The sequence below is a fragment of the Hymenobacter setariae genome, from assembly GCF_007713685.1.
Classification (GTDB): Bacteria; Bacteroidota; Bacteroidia; order Cytophagales; family Hymenobacteraceae; genus Hymenobacter; species Hymenobacter setariae.
Window position 1 is genome coordinate 541,451 of record NZ_VMRJ01000003.1, and the last position, 24,790, is coordinate 566,240.

Annotated in this window: 27 protein-coding genes and 1 pseudogene; 20 read left to right on the top strand and 8 right to left on the bottom strand. The window is 59.9% G+C overall.

The genetic code is table 11. The features are described 5' to 3' along the window. Positions 1-3: 3 nt before the first annotated feature. Positions 4-879, top strand: a complete 876-nt coding sequence (locus tag FNT36_RS13330; protein WP_144848384.1) for an aldo/keto reductase — start codon at positions 4-6, stop codon at positions 877-879. 133 nt (positions 880-1,012) lie between these two features. Here the strand turns inward: FNT36_RS13330 and FNT36_RS13335 are convergent, their stop codons facing one another. Next, on the bottom strand, positions 1,013-1,426 hold the full coding sequence (locus FNT36_RS13335; RefSeq protein WP_144848386.1) for a VOC family protein: 414 nt from the start codon (positions 1,424-1,426) through the stop codon (positions 1,013-1,015). Positions 1,427-1,514: 88 nt separating this feature from the next. Continuing rightward, positions 1,515-2,210: a helix-turn-helix transcriptional regulator gene (locus FNT36_RS13340; protein WP_144848388.1), complete on the bottom strand. Its 696-nt coding sequence runs from the start codon at positions 2,208-2,210 to the stop codon at positions 1,515-1,517. A 262-nt stretch (positions 2,211-2,472) separates the two neighbouring features. Between FNT36_RS13340 and FNT36_RS13345 the strand changes: the two genes are divergently transcribed. From FNT36_RS13345 to FNT36_RS13360, 4 genes and pseudogenes are all read left to right on the top strand, one after another. Next, the gene (locus FNT36_RS13345) at positions 2,473-2,889 is read left to right on the top strand and encodes a rhodanese-like domain-containing protein (protein ID WP_144848390.1); all 417 of its coding nucleotides are present in this window, start codon (positions 2,473-2,475) and stop codon (positions 2,887-2,889) included. Positions 2,890-3,087: 198 nt separating this feature from the next. Beyond that, positions 3,088-3,561, top strand: a pseudogene (locus FNT36_RS13350) (Crp/Fnr family transcriptional regulator); the annotation flags it as partial. An 87-nt stretch (positions 3,562-3,648) separates the two neighbouring features. Beyond that, positions 3,649-4,086 carry a carboxymuconolactone decarboxylase family protein gene (locus tag FNT36_RS13355; RefSeq protein WP_144848392.1) on the top strand — a complete coding sequence of 146 codons (438 nt, stop codon included), beginning with the start codon at positions 3,649-3,651 and terminating at the stop codon, positions 4,084-4,086. 82 nt (positions 4,087-4,168) lie between these two features. After that, positions 4,169-5,605: an amidohydrolase family protein gene (locus tag FNT36_RS13360; protein WP_144848394.1), complete on the top strand. Its 1,437-nt coding sequence runs from the start codon at positions 4,169-4,171 to the stop codon at positions 5,603-5,605. Positions 5,606-5,744: 139 nt separating this feature from the next. On the opposite strand, the gene FNT36_RS13365 is transcribed toward FNT36_RS13360, so the two are convergent. Further along, the gene (locus tag FNT36_RS13365) at positions 5,745-7,604 is read right to left on the bottom strand and encodes a beta-N-acetylhexosaminidase (RefSeq protein ID WP_144848396.1); all 1,860 of its coding nucleotides are present in this window, start codon (positions 7,602-7,604) and stop codon (positions 5,745-5,747) included. 157 nt (positions 7,605-7,761) lie between these two features. Here FNT36_RS13365 and FNT36_RS13370 point away from each other — a divergent pair, with 157 nt between their 5' ends. Continuing rightward, positions 7,762-8,364 (top strand): carboxymuconolactone decarboxylase family protein, encoded by a 603-nt coding sequence (locus tag FNT36_RS13370; protein ID WP_144848398.1) that lies wholly within the window; start codon positions 7,762-7,764, stop codon positions 8,362-8,364. A 131-nt stretch (positions 8,365-8,495) separates the two neighbouring features. On the opposite strand, the gene FNT36_RS13375 is transcribed toward FNT36_RS13370, so the two are convergent. After that, positions 8,496-9,248, bottom strand: coding sequence for a YqjF family protein (locus FNT36_RS13375; RefSeq protein WP_144848400.1), 753 nt, complete (start codon positions 9,246-9,248; stop codon positions 8,496-8,498). A 51-nt stretch (positions 9,249-9,299) separates the two neighbouring features. Then, positions 9,300-9,623 carry a rhodanese-like domain-containing protein gene (locus FNT36_RS13380; protein ID WP_144848402.1) on the bottom strand — a complete coding sequence of 108 codons (324 nt, stop codon included), beginning with the start codon at positions 9,621-9,623 and terminating at the stop codon, positions 9,300-9,302. Positions 9,624-9,677: 54 nt separating this feature from the next. On the opposite strand from FNT36_RS13380, the gene pnuC reads away from it, so the two are divergent. Genes pnuC through FNT36_RS13395 form a run of 3 tightly spaced genes read left to right on the top strand, consistent with a single transcriptional unit; the run spans position 9,678 to position 11,781 of the window. Continuing rightward, complete coding sequence (gene pnuC, locus FNT36_RS13385) at positions 9,678-10,337, top strand: nicotinamide riboside transporter PnuC (protein ID WP_144848404.1); 660 nt, start codon at positions 9,678-9,680, stop codon at positions 10,335-10,337. 2 nt (positions 10,338-10,339) lie between these two features. Then, on the top strand, positions 10,340-10,861 hold the full coding sequence (locus FNT36_RS13390; protein WP_144848406.1) for an AAA family ATPase: 522 nt from the start codon (positions 10,340-10,342) through the stop codon (positions 10,859-10,861). A 38-nt stretch (positions 10,862-10,899) separates the two neighbouring features. Beyond that, positions 10,900-11,781 carry an aldose 1-epimerase family protein gene (locus FNT36_RS13395; protein WP_144848408.1) on the top strand — a complete coding sequence of 294 codons (882 nt, stop codon included), beginning with the start codon at positions 10,900-10,902 and terminating at the stop codon, positions 11,779-11,781. Between the two features lie 150 nt (positions 11,782-11,931). Here FNT36_RS13395 and FNT36_RS13400 read toward each other — a convergent pair whose 3' ends face one another. Next, a complete protein-coding gene (locus FNT36_RS13400) occupies positions 11,932-12,135 on the bottom strand; it encodes a hypothetical protein (protein WP_144848410.1) in 204 nt (67 codons plus the stop codon). Positions 12,136-12,545: 410 nt separating this feature from the next. Between FNT36_RS13400 and FNT36_RS13405 the strand changes: the two genes are divergently transcribed. From FNT36_RS13405 to FNT36_RS25915, 7 genes are all read left to right on the top strand, one after another. Continuing rightward, positions 12,546-15,038, top strand: a complete 2,493-nt coding sequence (locus FNT36_RS13405) for a TonB-dependent receptor (RefSeq protein ID WP_144848412.1) — start codon at positions 12,546-12,548, stop codon at positions 15,036-15,038. A 237-nt stretch (positions 15,039-15,275) separates the two neighbouring features. Beyond that, entirely contained in the window at positions 15,276-16,046 is a 771-nt protein-coding gene (gene modA, locus FNT36_RS13410; protein ID WP_144848414.1) for a molybdate ABC transporter substrate-binding protein, read from the top strand. Positions 16,047-16,200: 154 nt separating this feature from the next. Further along, positions 16,201-16,878 carry a molybdate ABC transporter permease subunit gene (gene modB / locus FNT36_RS13415; protein ID WP_144848416.1) on the top strand — a complete coding sequence of 226 codons (678 nt, stop codon included), beginning with the start codon at positions 16,201-16,203 and terminating at the stop codon, positions 16,876-16,878. A gap of 5 nt (positions 16,879-16,883) precedes the next feature. Continuing rightward, positions 16,884-17,696 (top strand): ATP-binding cassette domain-containing protein, encoded by an 813-nt coding sequence (locus FNT36_RS13420; protein ID WP_233635891.1) that lies wholly within the window; start codon positions 16,884-16,886, stop codon positions 17,694-17,696. A gap of 136 nt (positions 17,697-17,832) precedes the next feature. Continuing rightward, positions 17,833-19,068 carry an acyl-CoA dehydrogenase family protein gene (locus tag FNT36_RS13425; RefSeq protein WP_233635892.1) on the top strand — a complete coding sequence of 412 codons (1,236 nt, stop codon included), beginning with the start codon at positions 17,833-17,835 and terminating at the stop codon, positions 19,066-19,068. 10 nt (positions 19,069-19,078) lie between these two features. Further along, positions 19,079-19,597 carry a YfbM family protein gene (locus tag FNT36_RS13430; protein WP_144848420.1) on the top strand — a complete coding sequence of 173 codons (519 nt, stop codon included), beginning with the start codon at positions 19,079-19,081 and terminating at the stop codon, positions 19,595-19,597. 13 nt (positions 19,598-19,610) lie between these two features. Next, on the top strand, positions 19,611-20,189 hold the full coding sequence (locus FNT36_RS25915; RefSeq protein ID WP_317129608.1) for an acyl carrier protein: 579 nt from the start codon (positions 19,611-19,613) through the stop codon (positions 20,187-20,189). Positions 20,190-20,234: 45 nt separating this feature from the next. Here FNT36_RS25915 and FNT36_RS13440 read toward each other — a convergent pair whose 3' ends face one another. Further along, complete coding sequence (locus FNT36_RS13440; RefSeq protein WP_144848422.1) at positions 20,235-20,660, bottom strand: hypothetical protein; 426 nt, start codon at positions 20,658-20,660, stop codon at positions 20,235-20,237. Between the two features lie 115 nt (positions 20,661-20,775). Next, positions 20,776-21,141 (bottom strand): hypothetical protein, encoded by a 366-nt coding sequence (locus tag FNT36_RS13445; protein ID WP_144848425.1) that lies wholly within the window; start codon positions 21,139-21,141, stop codon positions 20,776-20,778. A gap of 148 nt (positions 21,142-21,289) precedes the next feature. Here FNT36_RS13445 and FNT36_RS13450 point away from each other — a divergent pair, with 148 nt between their 5' ends. From FNT36_RS13450 to queG, 4 genes are all read left to right on the top strand, one after another. Beyond that, a complete protein-coding gene (locus FNT36_RS13450) occupies positions 21,290-21,631 on the top strand; it encodes a hypothetical protein (RefSeq protein ID WP_144848427.1) in 342 nt (113 codons plus the stop codon). Between the two features lie 174 nt (positions 21,632-21,805). Beyond that, positions 21,806-22,144: an HIRAN domain-containing protein gene (locus FNT36_RS13455; protein ID WP_144848429.1), complete on the top strand. Its 339-nt coding sequence runs from the start codon at positions 21,806-21,808 to the stop codon at positions 22,142-22,144. 106 nt (positions 22,145-22,250) lie between these two features. After that, positions 22,251-23,303 carry a Holliday junction branch migration DNA helicase RuvB gene (gene ruvB / locus FNT36_RS13460; protein WP_144848431.1) on the top strand — a complete coding sequence of 351 codons (1,053 nt, stop codon included), beginning with the start codon at positions 22,251-22,253 and terminating at the stop codon, positions 23,301-23,303. 91 nt (positions 23,304-23,394) lie between these two features. Then, on the top strand, positions 23,395-24,351 hold the full coding sequence (queG, locus tag FNT36_RS13465) for a tRNA epoxyqueuosine(34) reductase QueG (protein WP_144848433.1): 957 nt from the start codon (positions 23,395-23,397) through the stop codon (positions 24,349-24,351). Positions 24,352-24,790: the final 439 nt, after the last annotated feature.

Below are 24,790 nucleotides of genomic sequence, written 5' to 3' on the forward strand. Positions count from 1 at the left end.
CTCATGTCTAGTATCCTCACCATTGCCCCCACGTCGGCTCAGCCGCTCACCGTCAACCGCTTGGGCTACGGCACCATGCGCCTCACCGGCCCCGGCATCTGGGGCGAGCCCGCCGACCGGCCGCAGGCCCTGGAAGTGCTAAAAACCGCCGTCGCCAACGGCGTTACCTTCATCGACACCGCCGACTACTACGGCGACGACATCACCAACCGGCTTATTGCCGAGGCGCTCTACCCCTACAACAAAGACCTAGTAATCTGCACCAAGGTAGGCGCCACCCGCAACCCCGTCGACAAAAGCTGGCCGCCCTTCAACCGGCCCGAGCAGCTGCGCCAGAGCATCGAGCGCAACCTGCGCACCCTCAAGCAAGAGGCCGTGCAATTGGTGCACTTCCGTGTGATGCCGGGCGCCGAGGTGCCCTTCGCAGAGTCGATGGGCGCCATGTACGATATGCAGCGCGAGGGCAAAATCCAGCACGTGGGCGTAAGCAACGTCACCCCCGAAGAGCTGACCGCCGCCCTAGGTATGGGCGAAGTAGCCAGCGTGGAAAACATGTACAGCTACGCCCAGCGCACCACGATGAACGATGGCCACGGCGAAACCCGCGGCGGCGAAGTACTGCCGCTGTGCGAGCAGCACGGCATCGCCTTCGTACCCTTTTTCTCGCTGGTGCACGGCCTGCCCAACGCGGGCAACAAGCTCGCCGAGCTAGCCCAGCAAAAAGGCGTGACCGAAGCCCAACTCAACATTGCCTGGCTGCTGCACAAGTCGCCGCTGCTGCTGCCCATTCCCGGCACTTCGTCGGTGGCTCACCTGCGCGAAAACCTAGCCGCCGCCGACATCGAGCTGAGCGCCGAGGACATGGCGTACTTGGGATAAAGGCCCTAGGGTACCTTATCTATAGAAATGTCATGCTGAGCTTGCGAAGCATCTTATCACGTCATGGGTAGTTAACCCAACGTGATAAGATGCTTCGCAAGCTCAGCATGACATTTCTGATTTTTAAGGCTTTTTAAGCTGCCGCCTGCTTAGCAAACCGCTGCTGCGCGGCCGGCGTTACGGGCGTGAAGAAGTTGACTAGGTTGCCGTCGGGGTCGCGGAAGAGCAGCGAGCGGTTGCCCCAGGGCATGGTGGTGGGCGCCTGCACCAGGGTGGGGGCTAGTAGGTCGGCCAGGCGCTGGTAGTCGGCATCCACGTCGGCGACGTGAAACTCGATAATGGCCGAGCGGTTGGCGGCGGCCGTCGTGTGCGCATCGCCAAATAGCTCGGGCGTGCGCAGGCTGCCGATGGCCAGCGTCGAGCCCGGCGTGGGTAGCTCGGCAAAGTCGGGGGTGTAGCGCGTGGCGGGGAGGCCGGTGGCTTGCTCGTAGAACTCAACGAGGCGCGGGAGGTCGGCGGTGATGAGGCGGACGGAAGCGAACTGCATGGGGCTTGAGAAATAAATGATGATGCCACAAAGAGCGGCACCCCCACTGACAGCCCTATGGCAGTCCATTTCGGCCCTATAAAAAAAATTACGCTGTGCGCGGCAGACCTAGGGTGGCGAGGTAGTCGGCCAGCGTAAGCTGCGGCGAGTGGGCAAAGGGTAGGGTAGTGGCCGCGAGGTGCTGCACCCGCGACACCCGGAAGTCGCGGTACGCCTGCCGCAGCTGGCACCAGCCAATGAAGTGCCACGTGAAATTGTAAAACACCAGCCCAATGGGCTCGACCCGGCGCCGGCTGCTGCCGCCGTTCTTGTCCTGGTAGTCCACCTCCAGCACTCGCCCGTTGGCGATGGCCGCTTGAATAGTGGCCAAGTGAGCCGTGTGGCTTTCGGCATACTCGGGCACGTGCAGCATGATGCGGCTGGCCAATTCCGCCAGCCGGTCCTGGTCGGCCGGGCGCAGCACGGCGCGCACCTTTTGCAATGCCGCGGCCGTATGTGGCTGAATGGAGCCATCGGCCAGGGTAGCGCCTAGGGTTTCGAGCAGCAGCAAGGCATTGGCTTCGTCGGGGGTAAAGCTGACCGGCGGCAAGAAATAGCCCTGCACCAGAAAGTAGCCGCGTCCCACCTCAAAGCCGACTGGAATGCCCTGCTCGCCCAGGGCCTTAATGTCGCGGTACACCGTGCGTACGCTGATGCCGAACTGCTCGGCTAGTCGCTCGGCCGAGGTATAGCGACGAGCTTGCAGCAGGGTAGTCATGCCAAACAGGCGGTCGATGCGGTTCATGAGGAAAAGGCGCTGAAAGGCTGGCGAAGGTACTTTGTTAGCGCTGTGCACTAAGTGGACCTGCTAAGCAGCCAGCTGCCCGGCACAACAAACCTAGGCAAGGCTCCGGTCAGTCCGCTTCGACCGCTTCGGCGGCACTGGCCTCGTGGAAGCGACCTAGGGCGCGGAGTAGCTGCGTAAATTCAAAAGCGATTGAACAGCTGCTTGGTTTAGTTAGATAGCGTCGGCCGGTTGGTAGCACTAAACAGGTATTTTTGTGAATATGAAAAAGTATGCTTTCCTGCTAGTGGCTGGGCTGGCCACGGCCTGCAACCAGTCGGCCCCGCAAACTACGACCGCCATTTCGCCAGCCCCCGCGGCCACGGCCGATGCTCCGGCCCAGCTGGCCCCCACGGCCACTATCAACACCCCCAGGGCTAAGGAACTGCTCAAGCAGCCGGGCACCCAGGTGCTAGACGTGCGCACGTCCCCCGAGTACATGCTAGGGCACCTGCAGCCCGCCCAAAACCTGAACGTGAACGACGACAACTTCGCTCAGCAAGTGGCCAAGCTCGACACCAGCAAAACCTACGTGGTGTACTGCCGCTCGGGCAAGCGCAGCAGCAAGGCCGCCGACATCATGTATCAGAAAGGCTTCCGCCACGTCGTGAATGGCGGTGGCTACGACGACCTTAAGTAGTAGAGTGAGCCGAGCTTGCAGGCAATTTTGGGCTCCTAGGTAGCGCCTAGGCTGCTTTTTAGCTCAAAGCGTGGGAAGTTATTTCATTCAAAGATGTACCCCGAATTACTCGCCCACATTGCGCGCTACGTGGCCCTTACGCCGGCCGAGGCACAACTGGTGGGCGAGTATTTCACCCGGTAGGCGCTCCCGCGCAAGGCGCATTTGCTCGAAGCCGGGCAGCCCTGCGCCGCCAGCTACTTCGTGCTGCAAGGGTGCCTGCGGCTGTACTTCGTTACCGAGAAGGGGGCCGAGCAAATTACACGGTTCGCGCTCGAAAACTGGTGGCTGGCCGACTACACCAGCCTGCTCAGCCAGCGGCCGTCGGAATTCTATATTCAGGCCGTGGAGCCGACCACGGTGGCGGTGCTGAGCTATCCGCAGCAGGAGGCGCTGCTGGCGCAGGTGCCCGCACTAGAGCGCTACTTTCGGCTGGTGCTGCAGCGGGCCGCCGCCGCCGACCAGATGCGCTGGGTATACCACCACGGGCAGTCGCTGGAAGAGCGCTACCAGCAGTTTAGCACGTGGTTTCCGGGGTTTGTGCAGCGCATTCCGCAGTATATGCTGGCCTCGTACCTAGGCTGCACGCCCGAGTTTCTGAGTAAGGTGAGGGCCAAAGCCAGCGCTGGCTAGCCGGGCCGTATTTCTTAACCTAGGTTAAGGAGAAGAGGGGTGAGGCAAGCGGAATTTTGCTGCGTACTCAATCACCCCCAGCCTCTTATGAGCCAGCGCCTCAATTTGCAGCATGTCGCCCCCGAAGCCTACAAGGCCATGTTTGCCCTCGAAAAATACCTAGGTACCACCCAGCTTACGCCCATCCAAAAACACCTGCTGAAAGTGCGCGCCTCGCAGCTCAACGGCTGCGCCTTTTGCCTGGATATGCACACCCGTGAAGCCCGGCACGATGGCGAAACCGAGCAGCGCCTGTACTTGCTCAATGCCTGGCGCGAAACCAGCCTCTTCACCCCCGAGGAGCAAGCCTTACTGGCCCTCACCGAGGAAATTACCTTCATCAGCAAAGGCGGCGTATCGGAGGCCACGTACCAGCAGGCGGTGGCCGTGCTGGGCGAGCAGCGGGTGGCTCAGGCCATCATGGCCGCCATCACCATCAATGCCTGGAACCGCATCGCCATCACAACGCACCTGCCAGTAGCCTAGGCAGAGGCCTCGGCCGGCGTGATTTCATGAGGCGGGCACGAGCCCAGCCGCAGTTGCCGCCCTAGGCGTTTACTTGCGGCTTATGAAAGGTTCTTTTCTGTTCCTGGGCCTAGGCGCTGCCGCGCTGCTGACTGCCTTTGGGCACCGACCCGCTCCGCCTACCAGCTACGACGTAGTTATCAACCACGTAACGATAGTAGATGTGGAAACCGGCCGCCTGCGCCCCAACCAAGTAGTGGCCGTGGCAAAGGGCAAAATCGTGCGCCTAGAGCCGGCTAGCAAAGCCCAGTACGCCGCCCAGCAAACTATTGACGGCACCGGCCGCTACCTCATGCCGGGCCTCTGGGATATGCACGTGCACTTTCGGGGCGGCGACAGCCTAGCGGCGGCCAATAAAAAGAGTCTGACGCTGTACCTGGCCCACGGCATCACAACGGTGCGCGACTGCGGCGGCGACCTCACGCCGCACATCTTCCAGTGGCGGCGCGAAGAGGCGGCGGGCACGCTGGCCGGCCCGCGCCTCTTCACCTCGGGGCCCAAGATTGACGGGCCGGGCGGCACTTGGCCTGGCTCGCTAGAGGTGACCACGCCCGCCCAAGTCGGCAAGGCCCTCGACTCGCTGCAACGGCTGAAGGTGGATTACGTCAAGATTTACGACAGCAAAATCTCGGGCGAGGCCTACCTCAGCACCATCGCCCAGGCCGAGGCGCGGGGCATGAAAACCACCGGTCACATGCCCTATTCGGTGACACTGGGCGAAGCCGTGAACCGTGGCCTCGACGCCACCGAGCATCTGTACTATGTCTTCAAAGCCTGCTCGGGCAAGGAAGACAGCCTCACGGCGCTGGTGCGCGCCAGCTTGAACACTTCCAAGCCCCTAGGGCTGTTTGCAATGCTGCCGGCCGTGTATGACACCTATAGCCTAGCCGCCGCGGCCCGCATTTTCCAGCAGATGGCGGCGCACCACACAGCCGCCGTGCCCACGCTGGCCATCGGCAACACGCTGGCCAACCTAGGCACCACCGACCACGCCCACGATACGTTGCTGGCTTATATCGACCCCAAAATTCAGCGTACCTACGCCAAGCGGCAGGCCAGCGCCCGGCAACAGTCGGCCGCCGCCCGGGCCTTCACCCAAAAGCTCGAAGCCAAGTTCATGACCCTCGTGCCGCAGATGCAGGCCGCCGGCGTCACCATCTTGGCCGGCTCCGATAGCGGGCCCTTCAACTCTTACACGTACCCCGGCGCCTCGCTGCACGACGAGCTGCGCGAACTGGTGCAAGCCGGCCTCACGCCTGCACAAGCCCTGCGGGCCACCACCCTCAATGGCGCGCGGTTTATGGGCGTGGCCGACCGCACCGGCACCATCGCCGTGGGCAAAGACGCTGACCTGTTGTTGCTGACCGCCAACCCGCTGGTCAACGTAGCTAACGCCCGCAAAATCTCCGCCGTAGTGTCGCGGGGCAAGGTGTACTCCGCGCCGACCCTGGCGGGTATGCTGCGAGCTATCAAAAACTAAACGAGAGAAGTAGCTTGGACTCTGCGAGTCCGAGGGCGAGCGCAGCGAGCATCCCGGGTCTAGGTACGCTACTCAATAGCATCTAACGTCGATGCTCGCTACGCTCGCTCTCGGACTCGCAGAGTCCAAGCTACAGTTTTTACTTCACAATAAACTCGGCGGGTGGGCTCTTGCGGCCGTTGGGCGCGATGGTGACGGCCCGCACCAGAAGTTGCTGCCCCGTCGGCACCGATAGTGGCTTGGTATACAGCGTGGTGGTTTCGTCGGGCATGAGGCCGTCGAGGGTGTAGCGGATTTGGGCGCCGGGCACCAGCGAGCGCAGTGTGAACACGGCTTTGCCGCCTTGCTTCACCATGTTTACGCTATCGAGACCTAGGGGCTCGGGCACGCGGTAGTTGACCTTTTTGGCGTCGAGGCGGGCGAAGTGCTGGCTCATGCGCGGCACAAACTCGGGGTAGCTTTTGCGGGCTGCCGGCGTCCAGGCCACTTCCGACACGGCCAGCAAGCGCGGGAACAGCATGTACTCGACTTTGTTGGGCGTCTCAACATACTCAGTCCAGAGGTTGGCCTGCGGACCTAGGATGTGCTTTTGCTGCGCGGGCGTCAGCTCGGCGGGCAGCGGGTTGTAGTTGTAGATTTTATCTAGCGGCAGGTAGCCCGAAATGTGCAGCGGCTCGTTGGGGCTGTGGGGCACGGGATTTTGGCCGGCGTCGATGTAGAGGTAGCCGGCGGGCGACATCACCACGTCGTTGCCGTGCTTGGCGGCTTCGATGCCCGCTTTTTCGCCGCGCCAGCTCATCACGGTGGCGCTAGCGTCGATGCCACCTTCCAAGATTTCATCCCAACCAATGAGCTTTTTGCCCTTGGTGGCCAAGAATTTCTCGATGCGGCGGTTGAACCAGCCCTGCACCTGCTCAACATCAGTAAAGCCTTCGCGCTTCATGATTTCTTGTACGGCGGCGCTTTCCTTCCAGCGGGTTTTAGGTGCCTCGTCGCCGCCAATGTGCACGTACTTGCCCGGAAACAGGGCCGCTACTTCGGTAAGCACATCTTCGAAAAAGCGGAAGGTGGGCTCGGTTGGGCACACAATGTCCTCGTTCACGCCCCACATCGTCCAGGGGGTGTAGGTGCTGGGCTTGCAAGCCAACTCGGGGTAGGCCGCCAGCACTGACACCGAGTGGCCGGGCATCTCGATTTCGGGCACGATGGTGACGTAGCGGCGCTTGGCGTAGGCCACTACATCCCGAATCTGGTCTTGGGTGTAAAAACCGCCGTAGGGCTGGCCGTCGTACTTAAAGTCCGAAGGTTTTTTAAACGTTTGCTGCGCCCCAATCAGCGTTTCCTTGCGGACAGAGCTTATTTGGGTGAGCTTGGGGTATTTCTTGATTTCGATGCGCCAGCCCTGGTCGTCGGTCAGGTGCCAGTGAAAGGTATTGAGCTTGTAGCTAGCCAGAAAGTCGATGTACTTCTTCACGAAATCGACCGAGAAGAAGTGGCGGCTCACGTCAAGGTGCAAGCCGCGCCACTGAAAGGACGGCTCGTCGGCGATGCGCACGTAGGGCAGGCTGCTGCTGGCGCTGGGCCGCGGCGGCAGCAATTGCAGCAGCGTCTGGCTGGCATAGAAAAGCCCCGGCCCGCTAGCTGCCGTGAGCTGCACGCCGGCCTTATCGACCACTAGCCGGTAGCCCTCGGCGCTCGGCACAGTGCTGGCCGTGAGTAGCTTAATCTGAGCGCCCGCCGCGCTGTTAGTAACGGTTACGGTTTTGCCGAGCGGCGCCAGCATTTCCTTGAGCAGGCCGGCCACGTTCTGGGCATCTTTGCCGGGGGCGTAGATGCTGATTTTCTGGGGCAGCGAGTAGGTGCCGGCCGGGGTGCTCACCTCGCGAGGCAGCGGAATGAGACCTAGGCGCTGGGCCGGCTGTTGGGCCAGCGCCGGCAAGCTAGCCAGCAGGCTGGCCGCCACTAAACTGGCTAATCGGGTGGGAAGCGAAACGGGCATAACAAACGGCGCTTGGTAAAAGGAGGGAGCGAAAATACCAGGCTAGCTGGTTGAGGCCAGCAAAGTACCGTGCTGGTACCCGCCTAGGGTAGCCGCTGGCTAGGTTGTAGCCGTATGCGGAGCGTATCAAGTATTCGGCGCGACGCGCCCACCCACTATGGCAACCTTCGAAGACAACCTAGGCGGGCGGCTAGCCCTGCTGGCCCCCGACGACCTAAACTCTGACCAGAAAAAACTCTATAATCAGCTGCAAGACACCATGGTGCCTTGGGCCAAGAAGTCGGGCTTCCAAGCTGCGACCTTTGACGACCGCCTGGTGGGCCCCTTCAACGCCATGCTGCGCAGTCCCCTCATTGCTAAGGCGCTCATGAGCGTGACAGCTGCTGAGGGCGAGCACACCTCACTAAATGAGAAAGTGCGCCAAGTAGTCATTCTGACGGTGGGCGCCGCCTGGCAGGCGGCCTATGAGCTGTACGCTCATACCGCCGTGGGCCGTCAAGCGGGCTTCGACGAAGCTACCCTGCAGCAGTTGGTAGCCGGCCAAAAGCCCGCCACGCTATCAGCCGACGAGGCCGTGGCCTACGACTTCACCCACCGCCTCACCACTACCCACCAAATAGCCCCCGAGCTGTATGAGCAAGCCATCGTGACCTTTGGCGAGAAAGGCGTGGTGGACATGATAGCACTGGCCGGCCAGTACATGACCATCAGCGGGCTGCTTAACACCTTTGCTGTGCCCGCGCCTACGGCAGCCACCTAGGGCATTTACCCCACCCCCGGCCCCTCCCCTCCGGGAGAGGGGAGCCGACCGCGAGCAAACGTAAGCGAATGCTATTAAGTCGTCAGGCTCCCCTCTCCCGGAGGGGAGGGGCCGGGGGTGGGGTAAATGCCTCACACCCGCTGCAAGGCCCACAAGCTGACGTGCAACGGACCGCCCGCATGTAGCACCGGCTCACCCACCACCGGCGGCAAGCCGTGGCCCTCGACCAGGTCCGATTCAAAATTCAACAACTCGACGCTGCGTAACGGCCACGGGTCGTGTGAGATGCGCCCGCGGTACAAGCGCTGGCCCTTCTCACAAGCGGCGTAGAGGCAATAGCGCTCGGTCAGGAAAAAGGCCAGCGAGCCCGGCTCGCTGGGCGGCAGTACCTCGCCTAGGTGCCAGGTGGCGCTAAAGTGTGCGTGCGGTGCCCCATTGTGCACGCGGTGGCCGGTGTAGTGCAGGCGCTCGGGGGTTGGCCGCTCTAGGGTGAGCTGCGCCCGAAAATAAGGCAGGTGAAAAAACGTGCGCGCCGCCCACACGGCCAGCGCGTTGGTGGCATCGAGCGAAAAAAAACAGACGCCGGGCACGCCGTCGAGGTGCACGTAGGTGCGCACGTTTAGCTCCAAAAACTCGCGCACGCCGGGCACGGGTGGCGTCACGCGGCTGCGCACATCCCACATCCGAAACGGCACGATGGCCAGCCACGCCATGCCATCGTAGGTATCGACCTGCAAACGCGGCGGCAGGTGCGGCTGAATGACCTCGGCCGGCACCGGCCAGTGCATAAATAGCAAATCGCCCCAGTCCTGATACATAAGTGGCCGGCCGGCGGGGCGCTCGCGCAAGGCCAGGCGGTCGGCTAGGGTGGGGGAGGTGGGCATGGGCTTAGTAGTATAAAGGATAACTGGCTTCTACTACGTACCAGCTTACTATTAGTACAGCGCCACCGACGGGTCAACCTCGCGGCTCCAAGCGTCGATGCCACCCTTCAAGTTAAGCAAGTTTTGGTGACCTAGGCGGTGCTGCAAGTAGCCCAGCGCCTGCGCCGAGCGCACGCCGTGGTGGCAAATGAGCACTACTGGCCCCTCAGTGCGGATTTCGGCGGCGCGGCGCGGGATTTCGCCCAGCGGAATAAGCATGCTGCCCGCGATGCGGCAGTAGTCAAATTCCATTTCCTCGCGCACATCTACGAGCTGAATATCTTCGCCGGCCGCCAAGCGGGCGTGCAGCGCGGCGGGAGTAAGGTCGGGTAGCATAGAACAAAAGTACCCCGGCGGGCTACCTTGCGCGGCTTTTAAGGCTTACTGCTCATGCTGCTTTTTGCGTTTTCTGAGGTGCAGGCTACGGTGGTGCAAGCCCTGCGCGGCACTTCCGCCCTCGAATGGCTGGCCGTGCTCACCGGCTTTGCTTGCGTGTGGCTGGCCGCCCGCGAGTCGCTCCTCAACTTTCCCATTGCCATTGTTAGCTGCCTGCTCTACATCCTCATCTACTACCAAAAAGCGCTGTACGCCGACAGTGGCTTGCAGGTGATGTTTATCGCGCTGAGCGCCTACGGCTGGTATGAGTGGCTGTACGGTGGCCGCAACCAGACGCCGCTGGCCATTGCGCACACCACAGCCGCCGAGTGGGCCCTAGGGGCCGGGTTTATCGCGGTGTTCACGGCGGGTTTTGGCTACTACCTGGCGCACCATACCGATTCGTCGTTTCCATACCTCGACAGCTTCACGACGGGCACCAGCCTGGTAGCGCAGTTTCTGCTGATGCGCAAGCGCCTCGAAAATTGGTGGTTGTGGCTACTCGTCGATGTTATTTATGTGCCCGTGCTGTGGGTCAAGGAGCTGTATCCGACTAGCTTGCTCTATGCGTTGTACCTAGGCCTGGCCGCGTATGGCTACTGGCAGTGGCGCCAGCAGTGGCGCCAGCAGTGGCAAAAAGAAGCGGCCGGCCCAGCCGCACCCCTAGCGTCCTAGGTATGCAGCGTATCTCTATCACTGGGCCCGAATCGGCGGGCAAGTCAACCCTGGCCGCTGAGCTGGCGGCGCACTATGGCACCGTATTCGTGCCCGAGTATGCCCGCACCTACCTCGAAGCCCACGGCCCTAGGTATGCCCTGGCCGACCTCGAAGCCATAGCCCGCGGCCAGCTCGCGGCCGAGGACGCCGCCGCGCCGCAAGCCGCCCGGCTGCTCTTTTGCGATACCGATTTGCTGGTCATTAAAATATGGGCCGAGAACGCCTTTGGCACCTGCCCGGCTTGGGTCGAAGCCGAGCTGGCGCGTCCGCGCTACGCGCTCACGCTGCTGCTGGCGCCCGACCTGCCTTGGGCGCCCGACCCCCTGCGCGAGCACCCCGACCCGGCGCAGCGTTGGCATTTTTACAACCTATACCGCGCCGAGTTAGTAAGCCGAGGGTGGCCCTTCGCCGAAGTTAGCGGCCCGCCTGCCCAGCGCTTGGCACTGGCCCGGGCGGCCATCGACGCGCAGTTGTCGAGTTGATTAATTGCTTATTGTTCACTGCTCATAACTCCTTCAAAATGCCTACCCTCACCTCTGCTACTGCCCGCGTGCACATTGCCGCGCACGGCGCCGAGCTTACCAGCTTCGTAAACCTCGCCACCGGGCTTGAGTACGTGTGGCCTGCCGACCCCGCGCAGTGGGCGCGCCACGCGCCGCTGCTGTTCCCCATTGTGGGCAAACTGCCCGAAGATACCTACCTGCACAACGGCCAGACCTACAAGCTCTCGCAGCACGGTTTTGCCCGCGACCAGGAGTTTCAGCTCATCCATGAGGAGGCTGATAACCTAGTTTTTCAGCTGATGCACAGTGCGGCTAGCCAGGAGGTGTATCCGTTTGAGTTTGAGCTGCGCGTGAGCTATACGCTGCGTGGCTCGGTGCTCACGGTGGGCTGGCACGTGCGCAACCCCGCCGCAGCCGACCAGGACTTGCTATTTAGTATCGGGGCGCACCCGGCCTTCAATTGTCCCCTAGGGTCCGAAGGCGGGCAGTTTGCCGACTACGCCTTTCACTTCGACCACCCCGTCACTTTGCAGCGACACTTGCTGCGCGGCGGCTTGCGCACCGGTGAAATGGCCCCTGTGCTGAACCAGCAGGCCACGCTGCCGCTCAGCTACGAGCTGTTTGCCGACGATGCGCTGGTGTTCGACCACTTTGACTTCACGCGCATCACGCTGCAAAAGACCGACAAAACCGGCCCCTTCGTGCGGATGCAGTTCGACGGGTTTCCCTACCTAGGGCTGTGGACCAAAGGGCCCGGCGCCAACTTCGTGTGTATCGAGCCCTGGCAGGGCGTGGCTAGCCCTGTGGGCCCGCCGCAAGAGCTGCGCGATAAAGAAGGGATTATGACCCTGGCCCCGAGCCAAATGTTTGATTGCAACTACACAATAGAGATTGGGTAGGTGAGGTCTGCTTAGGCACACTTACTGTCATGCTGAACGCCAGTGAAGCATCTCGCTCGGGTCGTTAGGATAGTACTCCAACGATGCGAGCGAGATGCTTCACTGGCGTTCAGCATGACAATCTTATTTGAATCAAACCCTAATTAAACCCTACACGTCTACCGGGCGGCGCCGGCGGTTGTAGTCGGGCTCCCAGTCGTTGATGGGGCGCGAGATGCCGGGCGGCAGGTCGAGGTCGGGCAGGCCGGGGTCGTGAGGCTCGCCGCCGCCGTCGTCGCCGTCGGAAGGGGGTGGGGGGGGCGGCACCCGCCGCCGCCGCGGTATTACCATAAATAAGGTAAATACTGCAAGCATAACTAAAGCGAAGAGTAGCTGATGCATAAGGCAGGACGGTAGAAAAGGGCCGACAGGCGGTGGGAACCAGAGACCAGAAACGAGCGGAGCCGGATTAGGCAACGTAAACGCGCCGGCCCGCGTTGCGCCGCCCCCTAGCCGTAGGCTAAATTAACTGATGCTCAGCAAACGAAAAAGCGGCAAGCCGGACATTAGGGCCGTCGCAGATTAAAAATTTCGGGTCTAAGTCAGGGGGACGTACCTTTGCGCCGTGTTTAGGGGTGCTAGCCGGGAATAAGCTCGGCGGCTGAGATTACACCCATTGAACCGGAACCGGGTAATGCCGGCGTCGGGAAAGAACAATCCGCGAACGTTTTTGCCTGTGTGCCGACCCCTGGGGCGCGGGTACGTGTTGCTTTTCTTAGTTTAAGTTGCCTAAAACTGTACTACTGGCCGGTGCTGCCCTCCTAGGGTTGGCTTCGGCGCCCGCCTGGGCCCAAGGCCCCGTGTCGGGCACCATCACCGATGCCCGCACGGGCGAGGCGCTACCCGGCGCTACCATTTTGCTCGATGGCGCAGCCATCGGCACTACCAATCCGGCTGGGGCCTTCAGCCTGGCGGCCGTGCCGGCCGGGTCGCACGAGCTGCGCATCACCTTCCTAGGGTACGAGCCACTGGTGCGGGCGGTGCAAGGCCGCGCCGATGCGCAGCAGCTCAGCGCGCAGCTCCAGCCGGGCGGCGTGCTCACGGGCGAGGCCCTTGTGACAGCTTCGCGCGCCAGCGACCGCACCGCCACGGTGTACACTAACCTCAGCAAGCAGGACCTCAACAAGCGCAACTTCGGCCAAGACCTGCCCTACCTGCTCGACCAAACGCCCTCCGTGGTCGTGACCTCCGACGCCGGCGGGGGCGTGGGCTACACCGATATCCGCATCCGGGGCACGAGCAGCACGGGCATCAACACCACCGTCAATGGCGTGCCGCTGAATGACCCCGAGTCGCACGGCTCGTTTTTGGTGAATTTGCCCGACCTGGCGTCGTCCATTAACAGCATTCAGGTGCAGCGCGGGGTGGGCACGAGCCAGAATGGCAGCGCGGCCTTTGGCGCCAGCCTCAACATCTCGACCCTCGATGTGCGTCGCGAGGCTTATGGCGAGACGCAAAACTCGTTTGGCTCCTTCAATACTTGGAAGAACAACGTATCGTTCGGCACCGGGCTGGTGGGCAAGTACTTCACGTTTGATGGCCGCCTGTCGCGTATCAGCAGCAAAGGGTACATGAACCGGGCGGCGTCGGATTTGAAGTCGTACTACTTCTCGGCCGGCTATCAGAATAAGAATACGCTGCTGAAATTCATCACCTTCTCGGGCCGCGAAAAAACGTATCAGGCCTGGAACGGCGTGCCCGAGCCGGCCATTACCGGCAACCAGGCGCTGCTTCAAACCTACGTAGACAACGGCGAGCTGTCGGCTGCCGATGCCGAGCGCGTGCGCCAGGAAGGCCGCCGCTACAGCTACTACACCTACGACAACCAGACCGACAACTACCAGCAAAATCACTACCAGCTGCACCTCTCGCAGGGCTTGGGCTCGGACTGGAACCTAGGTGCCGCGCTGCACCTCACCCGGGGCTTTGGCTACTACGAAAGCTACCGCGAGCGCCGCCGCTTCACCGACTACGGCCTGCAAAACGTGATAATCGGCGGCGATACGCTCACGCGCACCAACCTCATCGACCGCAAGTGGCTCGATAACTATTTCTACGGCGGCACCTTCGCCCTCAACTACCAGCCCAAGGCCAGCAGTGCTTTCCAAGCTACCCTAGGTGGCGGCTGGAACCGCTTCGACAACGACCACTACGGCGAAGTTATTTGGGCTCAATACGCCTCGAATAGCTTTATCAATCAGCGCTATTACTTCAACACGGCCCGCAAAACTGATTTCAACGCCTACGCCCGCGCTACCTGGCAGGTACTGCCCTGGCTGGGTGTGTACGGCGATGCGCAGGTGCGCCGCATTATCTACAAAATTGATGGAGTAGAGGACGACCAAGCCGATGTGACCACCCGCGTCAACTACACGTTCTTCAACCCCAAGGCTGGCCTCACGGCGTCGCTCGGGCACGGGCAGCAGCTCTACGCCAGCTTCGCGGTAGGGCAGCGCGAGCCGGTGCGCGCCGACTTCACCGACCGCCAGCCCGGCTACGCGCCCGCCCAGGCCGAGCGGATGAACGACTGGGAAGGCGGCTACCGCTTCACCCGCGCCGACCTCAGCTTCCTAGGTCCGAACACCGCCGCGCGCGTCGAGGCCAACGGCTTTTACATGACCTACCGCAACCAGCTCGTGAACACCGGCCAACTCAACGACGTGGGCACCGCCTTGCGCACCAACGTGGCCCGCAGCTACCGCCGCGGCGTCGAGCTCACGGGCTTCGTGTCGGCCAATGACAAAATTAGCCTTAGCAGTACGCTCACACTCAGCCATAACCGCATTCAGGACTACCGCGACATCACCTACGATGCCGATTACAACCCCGTGATTTCGGCCGAGGGCCGCACCACTACCATCTCGTATTCGCCGTCGGCCGTGTCAGCGCACACCCTAGAGGGCCAGCCGCTGAAAGGCCTGCGCCTGGCGCTGCTCTACAAAACTGTGAGCCGCCAGTACCTCGATAATTCGGCCAGCGACAACCGCAGCATCGGCGCCTACCAGGTGCTCGACTTTCGAGTGCGCTACACCCTGCACCCGTCGTTTATGAAGGAAATCGAGCTGGCGCTGCTCGTCAACAACCTGCTCAACCGCGAGTACGTGTCCAATGGCTACACCTACGGCTACGTAGGCGCCAGCGGCCGCCAGGAAACCTTCAACTGGTACTTCCCACAGGCCACGCGCAATTTCTTGGCGTCGGTGAATTTGCGATTTTAAAAGAGGCTATCTAGCGTAGGACCCCACCCCCAGCCCCTCCCCTCCGGGAGAGGGGAGCCTGACGACTACTAGCGTTACCAAACGTTCGAGTAGGTCGGCTCCCCTCTCCCGGAGGGGAGGGGCTGGAGGTGGGGTCTTTGCGTCCGGGCTTACTGCTGCGCGAAACCTAGGGCGGGGTAGGGTTGTATCTTCAGGTATATAGCGGTAGCCCCTGGGTACTGCTGCCTTCCTGTTTTTATGTTTCGTTTCTTTCTAGTAGTCCTAATTGCCCTAGGTGCCAGCCGGTTCGCCGTGGCGCAGTCAGTGCCGCCCAAAGCGCCGGCACCCATCACCATTGCCGCCGCTGCCGATTTAAAGTATGTGCTCGATTCGCTGGTCACGATTTATAACCGCCAGCACCCGCAGGCGCGGGCCACAGTGGTCTACGGCTCGTCGGGCAAGTTTTACGAGCAACTCAGCCACGGCGCCCCGTTCGACTTGTTTTTCTCGGCCGATAGCTACTATCCGCGCCGCTTGCAGCAGGCGGGCCTCACGGCCGGCGCGCCGCAACTGTATGCCCTAGGGCGCCTGGTATTGTGGAGCGCCAAGCTCGACCCCAGCACAAAGGGAATGAATGTGCTGCTCGACCCCCAGGTAAAGCGCGTGGCCATTGCCAACCCCGCACACGCCCCCTATGGTAAGAAAGCCGAGGAAATATTGCGCCACTACAAGCTTTATGACCAAGTAAAACCCAAGCTGGTGCTAGGCGAAAATATCGGCCAAACCGCCCAGTACGCCGCTACCGGCGCCGCCGATGCAGGCCTAATTGCCTACTCGCTTGCCCTCAGCCCCGTGCTGCGCCGAGCGGGTAACTTTTACCTTATCCCGACTACGGCCCACACGCCCTTGCAGCAGACCTTTGTAGTGCTAAAGCGCGCCAACACCAACGCTGCCGCCGCTGTGTTTGCCGCCTTCATGGTCAGCCCCACGGCCCGACAGGCATTGAAGAAGTATGGGTTTGGCTTGTAAGAAGTGAATTACTAAAATCATCTGTCATGCTGAGCTTGCGAAGCATCTTCTCACGCTAGGTCAACCCGACGTGAGAAGATGCTTCGCAAGCTCAGCATGACAGATGAGGATGACTGATTTATAGTCGATAATTTCCAACATATACCTTCCCAAAGTGCCCCCTGACTACTGGCAAACCCTGCGCCTGACGCTCGCGCTGGCCTCCTGCACCACTGCGCTGCTGCTGGTGCTAGGGCTGCCGCTGGCGTATGTGCTGGCGCACAGCCGCAGTCGCCTGCGTCCGCTGGCCGAGGCAGTGGTGAGTTTGCCACTGGTGCTGCCGCCCACTGTCATTGGCTTCTACCTGCTGCTAGCATTTAGTGATAGCACAGCCCTAGGTCGCTTCCTAATTGAGAAACTAGGGCTAAGTCTCAACTTCTCGTTTCCGGGTATTCTGGTGGGGTCGCTGGTGTACAGCCTGCCGTTTATGGTGCAACCGTTGCAGGCAGGGTTTCAGCAGTTGCCGCGCTCGCTCACCGAGGCGGCGTACACGCTGGGCAAGTCGCGCGGTACCACGCTGTGGCGGGTGCTGCTGCCCAATATGAAGCCCGCCCTACTCAATGGCGCGGTGCTTACGTTTGCCCACACCTTAGGCGAGTTTGGGGTGGTGCTGATGATAGGCGGCAACCTGCCCGGTCGCACACGAGTGGCATCTATCGCCATTTACGACGAAGTGCAGAGCTTGCAATACGACCAAGCTAATGCCTACGCGGGCACGCTGCTGGCTGTGGCCTTTGCCATCTTGGTGGGGCTATACTGGTTTTCGAAGAAAGACGCCGCCCACCTGTCCTAGGCCCCGTGATTGAGTTTCACCTGACCAAAGCCCTCCACACCGCCGCTGGCCCGCGTACCCTCGACGTGGCCCTCTCGCTGGCGCCCGGCGAGCTACTAGCCCTCAGTGGCCCTTCGGGCGCCGGCAAGACCACGCTGCTACGAATGCTAGCCGGTCTTACCCGACCCGATGCGGGCTTTTTACGGGTTGAAGGCCAACTCTGGTACGACCACGCCAGCCGCCAGTGGCTGCCGCCGCAGCGCCGCCCCCTAGGATTCGTGTTTCAGGATTACGCGTTGTTTCCAAATATGACGGTGCGCGAAAATCTGAATTTTGCGGCTGAGGGCCAATCTGGTGCAAAACAAACGGTTGGCGAGTTATTAGAATTGTTGGAGCTTACGGAGCTAGCCGCCCGCCGCCCGGCCGCCCTCTCGGGCGGGCAGCAGCAGCGCGTGGCGCTGGCCCGCGCCCTAGCCTGCCGCCCGCGCCTACTACTGCTCGACGAGCCGCTGTCGGCCCTCGACCTGCCTACGCGCCAGCGCTTGCAGCAGGCCCTAGGGGAGGTGCACCGGCAGTTTAAGCTCACGACCGTACTTATTAGCCACGACCCTGCCGAAATAGCCCGCTTGGCCGACCGCGTGGTCGAACTGGACTTAGGACAAGTACGCCGCGTAGGTCCGCCTGTGGCGCCGGCTGCACCGGCTACCGTGCGGGGTCGGGTACTGGCGGTGTTACCCAACGGCCGGCTGCGGATGCAGCTGCCTGGCGGTACAGAGGTCGAAGTAAACGGTGTGGCGCAGCTAGGGGAGGAAATTGAGTTATCAGTGGTTTACCAGTAGCGCGGTCAAGGCGTACCGTGGATCCTGTGGGTCCGTGCGTAAGTGGTAGTTTCATAAGATACCTCTATGCGGCCCCGCAGGGTCTATGGTACACCTTGACCGCGCTACATTTGCCTCAACCTAACCTGCCCCGCCCATGTCCTCTATTGCCGACGTGCTTTCGCCCGAAGCCAAAGCCCACACTGCCCAAAAAGGTAGTACCAACGCCAACGGCTTCACCGACTATTTTGACCTCGATGGCCTGCTGACGGAGGAGAACATCCTCGTGCGCCAGAGCATCCGCGACTTCGTCAAAAAGGAGATTTCGCCCAATATCGAGAAGTGGGCGCAGCAGGCGCATTTCCCCTCCGAAATCGTGCGCAAGTTTGGCGAGGTAGGCGCCTTTGGGCCTACCATTCCGCAGGAATACGGCGGCGGCGGGCTCGACTATATCAGCTACGGCCTCATCATGCAGGAGATTGAGCGTGGCGACTCGGGCATGCGCTCCACAGCCTCGGTGCAGGGCTCGCTCGTGATGTTCCCCATCTACCAGTACGGCTCGGAAGAGCAGCGCCGCAAGTACCTGCCCAAGCTGGCCAGCGGCGAGTGGCTAGGCTGCTTCGGCCTCACCGAGCCCGACCACGGCTCGAACCCCGGCGGCATGACCACCAATATCAAAGCCGATGGCGACGACTTTATCCTGAACGGCGCTAAGCTCTGGATATCGAACTCGCCTGAGTGCCAGGTGGCCGTTGTCTGGGCCAAAAACGAACAGGGCCGTATCAAAGGCGTCATCGTGGAGCGCGGCATGGAAGGCTTTACCACCCCCGAAATCCACAACAAGTGGAGCCTACGCGCCAGCATCACCGGCGAGCTGGTTTTCGACAATGTGCGGATACCTAAGGAGAATATTCTGCCCAATGTAGAAGGCCTGCGCGGTCCGCTGAGCTGCCTCGATTCGGCCCGATTCGGCATTGCGTGGGGTGCCATTGGCGCGGCCATCGACTGCTACGAGTCGGCCTTGAAATACTCGTTGCAGCGCGAGCAGTTCGGCAAGCCTATCGCCAGCTTCCAGCTCCAGCAAAAGAAGCTCGCCGAGATGATTACCGAAATAACCAAAGCCCAGTTGCTGGCCTGGCGCCTAGGCGTGCTCAAAAACGAAGGCAAAGCCACAAGCGCCCAAATCTCCATGGCCAAGCGCAACTCGGTAGACATGGCCCTGCACGTGGCCCGCGAAGCCCGCCAGATTCACGGCGGCATGGGCATCACGGGCGAGTACCCCATCATGCGCCACATGATGAACCTCGAATCGGTGGTGACTTACGAGGGCACGCACGATATTCACCTGCTCATCACTGGGGCGGATATTACCGGTATCCAGGCGTTTAAATAGAAGTGATGAAATGGGGATGACTTGCGAGCTGCGGCAACTAAGCCCTGCTTATGCCCAAAAACTGTTGCAGGAACCAGATGAGGTGCTGCTATACTATGATGAAGCTAGCGAAGATGAATTGCCCGAAGAGGCGCAGGGCGAGTCTTTAGACCTCGACAAGGCGTGGCACGGGCTTCATTACCTCCTAACTGGTACTGCTTGGGGTGGTGAGGCCCCTCTAAACTCCCTTCTGCTGGGTGGCGAGCAGGTAGGCAACGAGGAAGAACACGATGTTGGCTACGGTCCGGCGCGCATTTTACTGCCTCCTCAAGTGGCTGCCTTTGCTCAGGCTTTAGCTACAGTGAGCCAATCGGAAATAAGCAAGCGCTTCAATCCGTTAGAAATGACGAATTTTGATATCTATCCTAGTGTCTGGAACCGGGAGGACGAAGAGCTTGAAGATTGGATGCAGGATAGCTTAGTAGAGTTAAAAGGCTTTCTGCAGCGGGCTGTTGCTAAGAAGCAGGCAGTGATAGTAGCTATTGTCTGATACATAAGCTAGTATGGGCCTCGACACTGCAGAACTCGCCATGTCCTTTGAGCGGTATTTCAACCAGGAAATACCAGATGAGGCGGCAGAAAAGCTTTACACAGTCGGCGACGTGGCAACTTGGTTTAGTCAGCGGCTAGGTGTAGCCGGGCAGCAGCAATCGACAGTACGGACAGTGGTGGCCAAACAGATATTAAGTGAGTTGCCGACCGGCAGCGCTGAAGTCACGCCGCTAGGCCAGGTATTTCCCGGTGCCCCGGCTCTCAAAATCTATCGACACGCTTTGCGAGAACGCTATGGGTTAATTCTGCCGCCACTGTCTCCGCTGCAAGCGGCTCCTACCACACCTTCGCTGTGGGAGCGGCTGACTGGTCAACTCTTGCCCCGCGTGCCACATTGGTATACGCAAACGGTAGCAGAGCTGATAGATTGGACGGTAGCCTTCAATTATGAGAAATTGTTGAGGTCGCCTTTTGCCAGCCAATATGAAATTGAGCAGGCCGTTATAGGCCTTACTAGCGACCAGTCTGGAGTTCCTGTCGAAGAAATACGCCTGCAAAGCAGCTTCACCAACGACCTAGGTATGGATTAACTGCCTTGCTCAGCGCAAATGCTAGAATGACAGTAATACAAGTGTTTACTGTACCGCCGGCTTTTGAAAAATATACCGAACCCCCGATTTGTCGGGTACGGTTGCCGTAAGCGTCCAGCCTTGCGCAGTTAGTTCTTTTATCTTGAGCAATTCTCGTTGTAGTAGCAAGTTGCGAGAGTAACGGTTGCGGCGGTTAATATAAAGGTTGCTAGTGTTTTCGCTGCTAATCGTCGCGGCTACTTTCTCTTTCGTCGCATAAGAGTAGAAATTGTCGGGTAGCTCTTCGGTATGAAAAGAGCCATCGGGCTCGACGGTAGTTAGCCCTACATTATACTGTTGTTCGGGGGCCAGCGTGAGGTCACTTATAAGGAAAAGGTACTGTGACCGTCCCTCATTGGTGGCGTGTGGGTAAAACGACCACAAACCAATGGCAGCTAGCGTCAGCGTGGCGCAGACAAGCGTTTTTTTCATGGAGCAGGTAGGGAAAAGAGGGCGAGAAGAGGTACGAAAAGTACATAGCGCTTTCTATATCCCAAAAGATGCTCGTTAGTGCATTGCTTTGGGGCCAACTGCTGTGCGATTCTGCCTAGGGCCGCTCCAGCAAGTACACCGTTTCGGTAGTGGCTCCTACGCCCACCGTGCTCTGCGTCACGTGCGCCACGCGCCAACCCTGCGCCACTAGCGCGTTGATTTTTAGTAGCTCTACGCGATGCAACTCTACGGCAGCGGCGGTACTGTTGCGCTCGGTGCCGATTTTGATGTCGGGTAGCCGCTGCACTTGGCGCGTACCATCGGGCTGAATAGTCGTGATTTCAGGTACCGAAGAGGTGGTGCCCGGCCGGCCGCTGCCCACTACCATGAGGTAGCCTGTTGGCGCCACCGCTTTCGGATAAAAGGCCCACGAGCCAGCTGTAGCTAGCCCAAGCACAGCAAAAAGCAGAATCTTTTTCATGAAGAAAAAATGAAAGTGAGTGGGATGAATGTAACGTAAAAAACTTGCTAAGCGGCCAACCTAGGTTGCTGCCTTGCGGCTCAACCCAACGCCCCACCACTGCCTGCCGTATAGCCATCGACAGTCTCACCCTCTCTTGTCTTCATTTATGGCTACCGAAAACGAAAACCAAGCCCACCACGAAAACGCTGAAACTCGCCGCCAAGAGCGTCGCGAAGAAGCTAACGCCGAATACCGCGAGCAAGGCGATGACATGCGCCAGGGCGGCCCCGACCCCGACCTGCCCCACCGCATGCGTACCCGCTCGGGCGATGGCAACTTTGACCCCAATGTGCAGGCCGATGACCAAACCAGCGACGGCGTAGCTGCGCACATTGGCAGCAGCGGCCAAGGTGCTAGCAAGCGTGGCCACGATACCGAGCAGAACAGCAACAAAGCCCCCGACCGCCTCGACCAGCGCAACGTAGAAGGTGGCGACCTGAAAGACTAATCGCTTGTGCGATTAGTAATTAGCCCTTGGTTGCTAACTCTTAGTTTTTTCTCTTCGAGAAAGCTAGGGCTAGCAACCAAGGGCTAATTGCTTATATAGCCTTACTTTTAGCCCGTGCCTAGGTCCTCAGTCGCCCCGCGGGGCGCAGCAGGGCCACTTATTCTTTTTCACTCCATGGCTGATTCTTCTCCCCTCGTTTTGCTGGAGTGCCTCGTTGCGGGCACTTCCCACCGCCCCGAACTGCCCGCGCAAGAAAAGAAGCTTAAGGTGGGCCAGGCCCTGCGCCTAGAACGTGAAGCCGATAGTAAATACGACGATTGGGCAGTGAAAGTGCATTCGGGTGCGGCCGGCGATAAGAATAGCTACTGGCTCGGCTACCTGCCCGAAACTCGCAATGAAACCGTAGCTCGCCTGCTTGATGCCGGCTACCCGCTGGAGGCTCGCCTAGCGCACAAAGCCTGGGAAGACGAGTGGCTGCACCTCGAAATAGAAGTGCTGCTGCCGCGCGAATAAGGTTGTTTTTGCGGCCACCTAGGGAGCTTTTTGCTAACTAATTTGGTTAGCCAATAGTCCGTTCCCAACGGCCAACTGACAACGAGTAATTAACCACTACCCCATTATGCGCGAAGCCTATCTCACTGGCGGCAACGACCACTTCGACGCCACCGACAAGGATATCGACAAGGCCCTGCGCCCGCTAAGTTTCGATGACTTCACGGGCCAGGATAAAATTCTTGAAAACCTCAAGGTATTCGTGGCTGCCGCCAAGCAGCGCGGCGACGCCCTCGACCACGTGCTGCTGCACGGCCCTCCCGGCCTGGGCAAAACCACGCTCTCGCACATTATTGCTAACGAGCTAGGCGCCGGCATCAAAATGACTAGCGGCCCGGTGCTCGACAAGCCCAGTGACCTCGCTGGCCTACTCACCAACCTAGAGCCGCACGACGTGCTCTTCATCGACGAGATTCACCGCCTGAACCCCGTGGTGGAAGAGTACCTGTACTCGGCGATGGAAGACTACCGCATCGACATCATGCTCGACTCGGGTCCCAACGCCCGCTCGGTGCAGATTTCGCTATCGCCCTTTACGCTCATTGGGGCTACCACACGCTCGGGCATGCTTACGGCGCCGCTGCGGGCCCGCTTTGGTATCTCGGCCCGCCTTGAGTACTACGACTCGAAACTGCTGACGAGCATCGTGCAGCGCTCGGCCGACATCTTGCACACGCCTATTCACGAAGATGCGGCATTCGAGATTGCCCGCCGCTCGCGTGGTACGCCCCGTATTGCCAACAACTTGCTGCGCCGCACCCGCGACTTTGCTCAGATTAAAGGCACTGGCACCATCACGGTCGAGATTGCGCAGTTTGCGCTCAATGCCCTTGACGTAGATGCCCGCGGCCTCGACGACATGGACAAGCGTATTCTCACTACCATCATCGACAAGTTCAAAGGTGGCCCGGTGGGTATCAGCACTATCGCTACAGCAGTGGGCGAAGAAGGCGAAACCATTGAAGAAGTGTACGAGCCCTTCCTCATCCAGGAAGGCTACATCAAGCGCACGGCCCGCGGCCGCGAGGCTACCGAGGCGGCTTATCAGCACCTAGGGCGCCTGTTGCCTCAGCACTTGCGCGGCAACAATGGCGACTTATTTGGTGAGATTACCTCCTAGAGTCGCTGCTGCCGAAGACTGCATTCCACGGAACGCGCCGCCCCCAGCGGCGCGTTCTTCGTTTCTTTGAGGTTCAATTGCCCGCTTTCCAATGCTTTTGCACGCCGAATGGACTCCTTATATCAAGCGCCGCGCTGTGGAGCTCGGGTTTATGGCTTGCGGTATTTCCAAGGCGGAGTTTTTGGAAGAGGAGGCGCCTAGGCTCGAAAACTGGCTCAAGCGAGGCATGAACGGCAAAATGGGCTACATGGAAAACCACTTCGACAAGCGCCTCGACCCGCGCTTGCTTGTAGATGGTGCCAAGTCAGTTATTTCGCTGCTGCTCAACTATTACCCGCCGGCCGAAGACCAGCAGCCCGACGACACGCTAAAAATCAGTAAATACGCCTACGGGCGCGACTATCACTTTGTCATCAAAGACAAGTTGAAAACGCTGCTGGCCGATATCCAAGCCAATATCGGTGAAGTAGGCGGGCGTTGCTTCGTCGACTCAGCCCCGGTGCTTGACAAGGCGTGGGCTAAGAAAAGCGGCCTAGGGTGGGTCGGCAAAAACTCTAACCTTATCACGCCCGGCGCGGGCTCGTTCTACTTCATTGCCGAGCTGATAGTAGACGTGGAGTTGGAATACGACGGGGCTATCCGCGATTATTGCGGCACCTGCACCAAGTGCCTCGACGCATGCCCTACACAGGCCATTACTGAGCCCTACGTGGTCGATGGCAGCAAGTGCATCAGCTACTTCACGATCGAGCTCAAGGACCAGCTAATACCGCAGGATGTGGCTGGGCAGTTTGGCAACTGGGTATTTGGCTGCGATATCTGCCAGGATGTGTGCCCCTGGAACCGCTTTGCCAAGCCCACGCAGGAAGCGCAGTTTCAGCCGCACCCGGACCTGAAAACACTGTCAACCAGCGACTGGCAAGATATCACCCACGAAGTATTTCAAGCATTATTTCGGCAATCGGCCCTCAAGCGTACTGGCTATGAGGGCCTCAAGCGGAACATCAAGTTTGTGACTGGCCAAAGCCAACTCGACCTAGGAAGCTAGGGGGGTGCCAGCCGCTGTGTGCTGAGCAAAAATCCGATTCATGACCGCCCAGTAGAGGCGGGAAAACTGCTCGTAGCACCACGTACGAAAATCGGGTAGCTCGGCAGGCAAAACGTGGCGGAGCGCTTTACGCAGCTCTTTTTCAAACAGTACCTTGCTGAAGCTGACCTTGAGCAGGATTGTTTTCACGTAGTCTAGCATGGTGGGTGGGAGAGTGGGGTTATAAAGAACAGGAAGAGATAACTACTGCGGCCACCTTATACGCGAAAGCAGTGGCCTAGGCCACATTTTTCACCATTCTGGCGACTAAGCAATCGGAAATTGCTACTCAAATATATTCAACAATTTTTTTGTTTAGTGTAAGGTTGTTGTTAAGTAATTACTTCAAGCAGAACGGTATTTGATGAAATCTAAGCTGCATCGCGCTAGTAAAGAGACA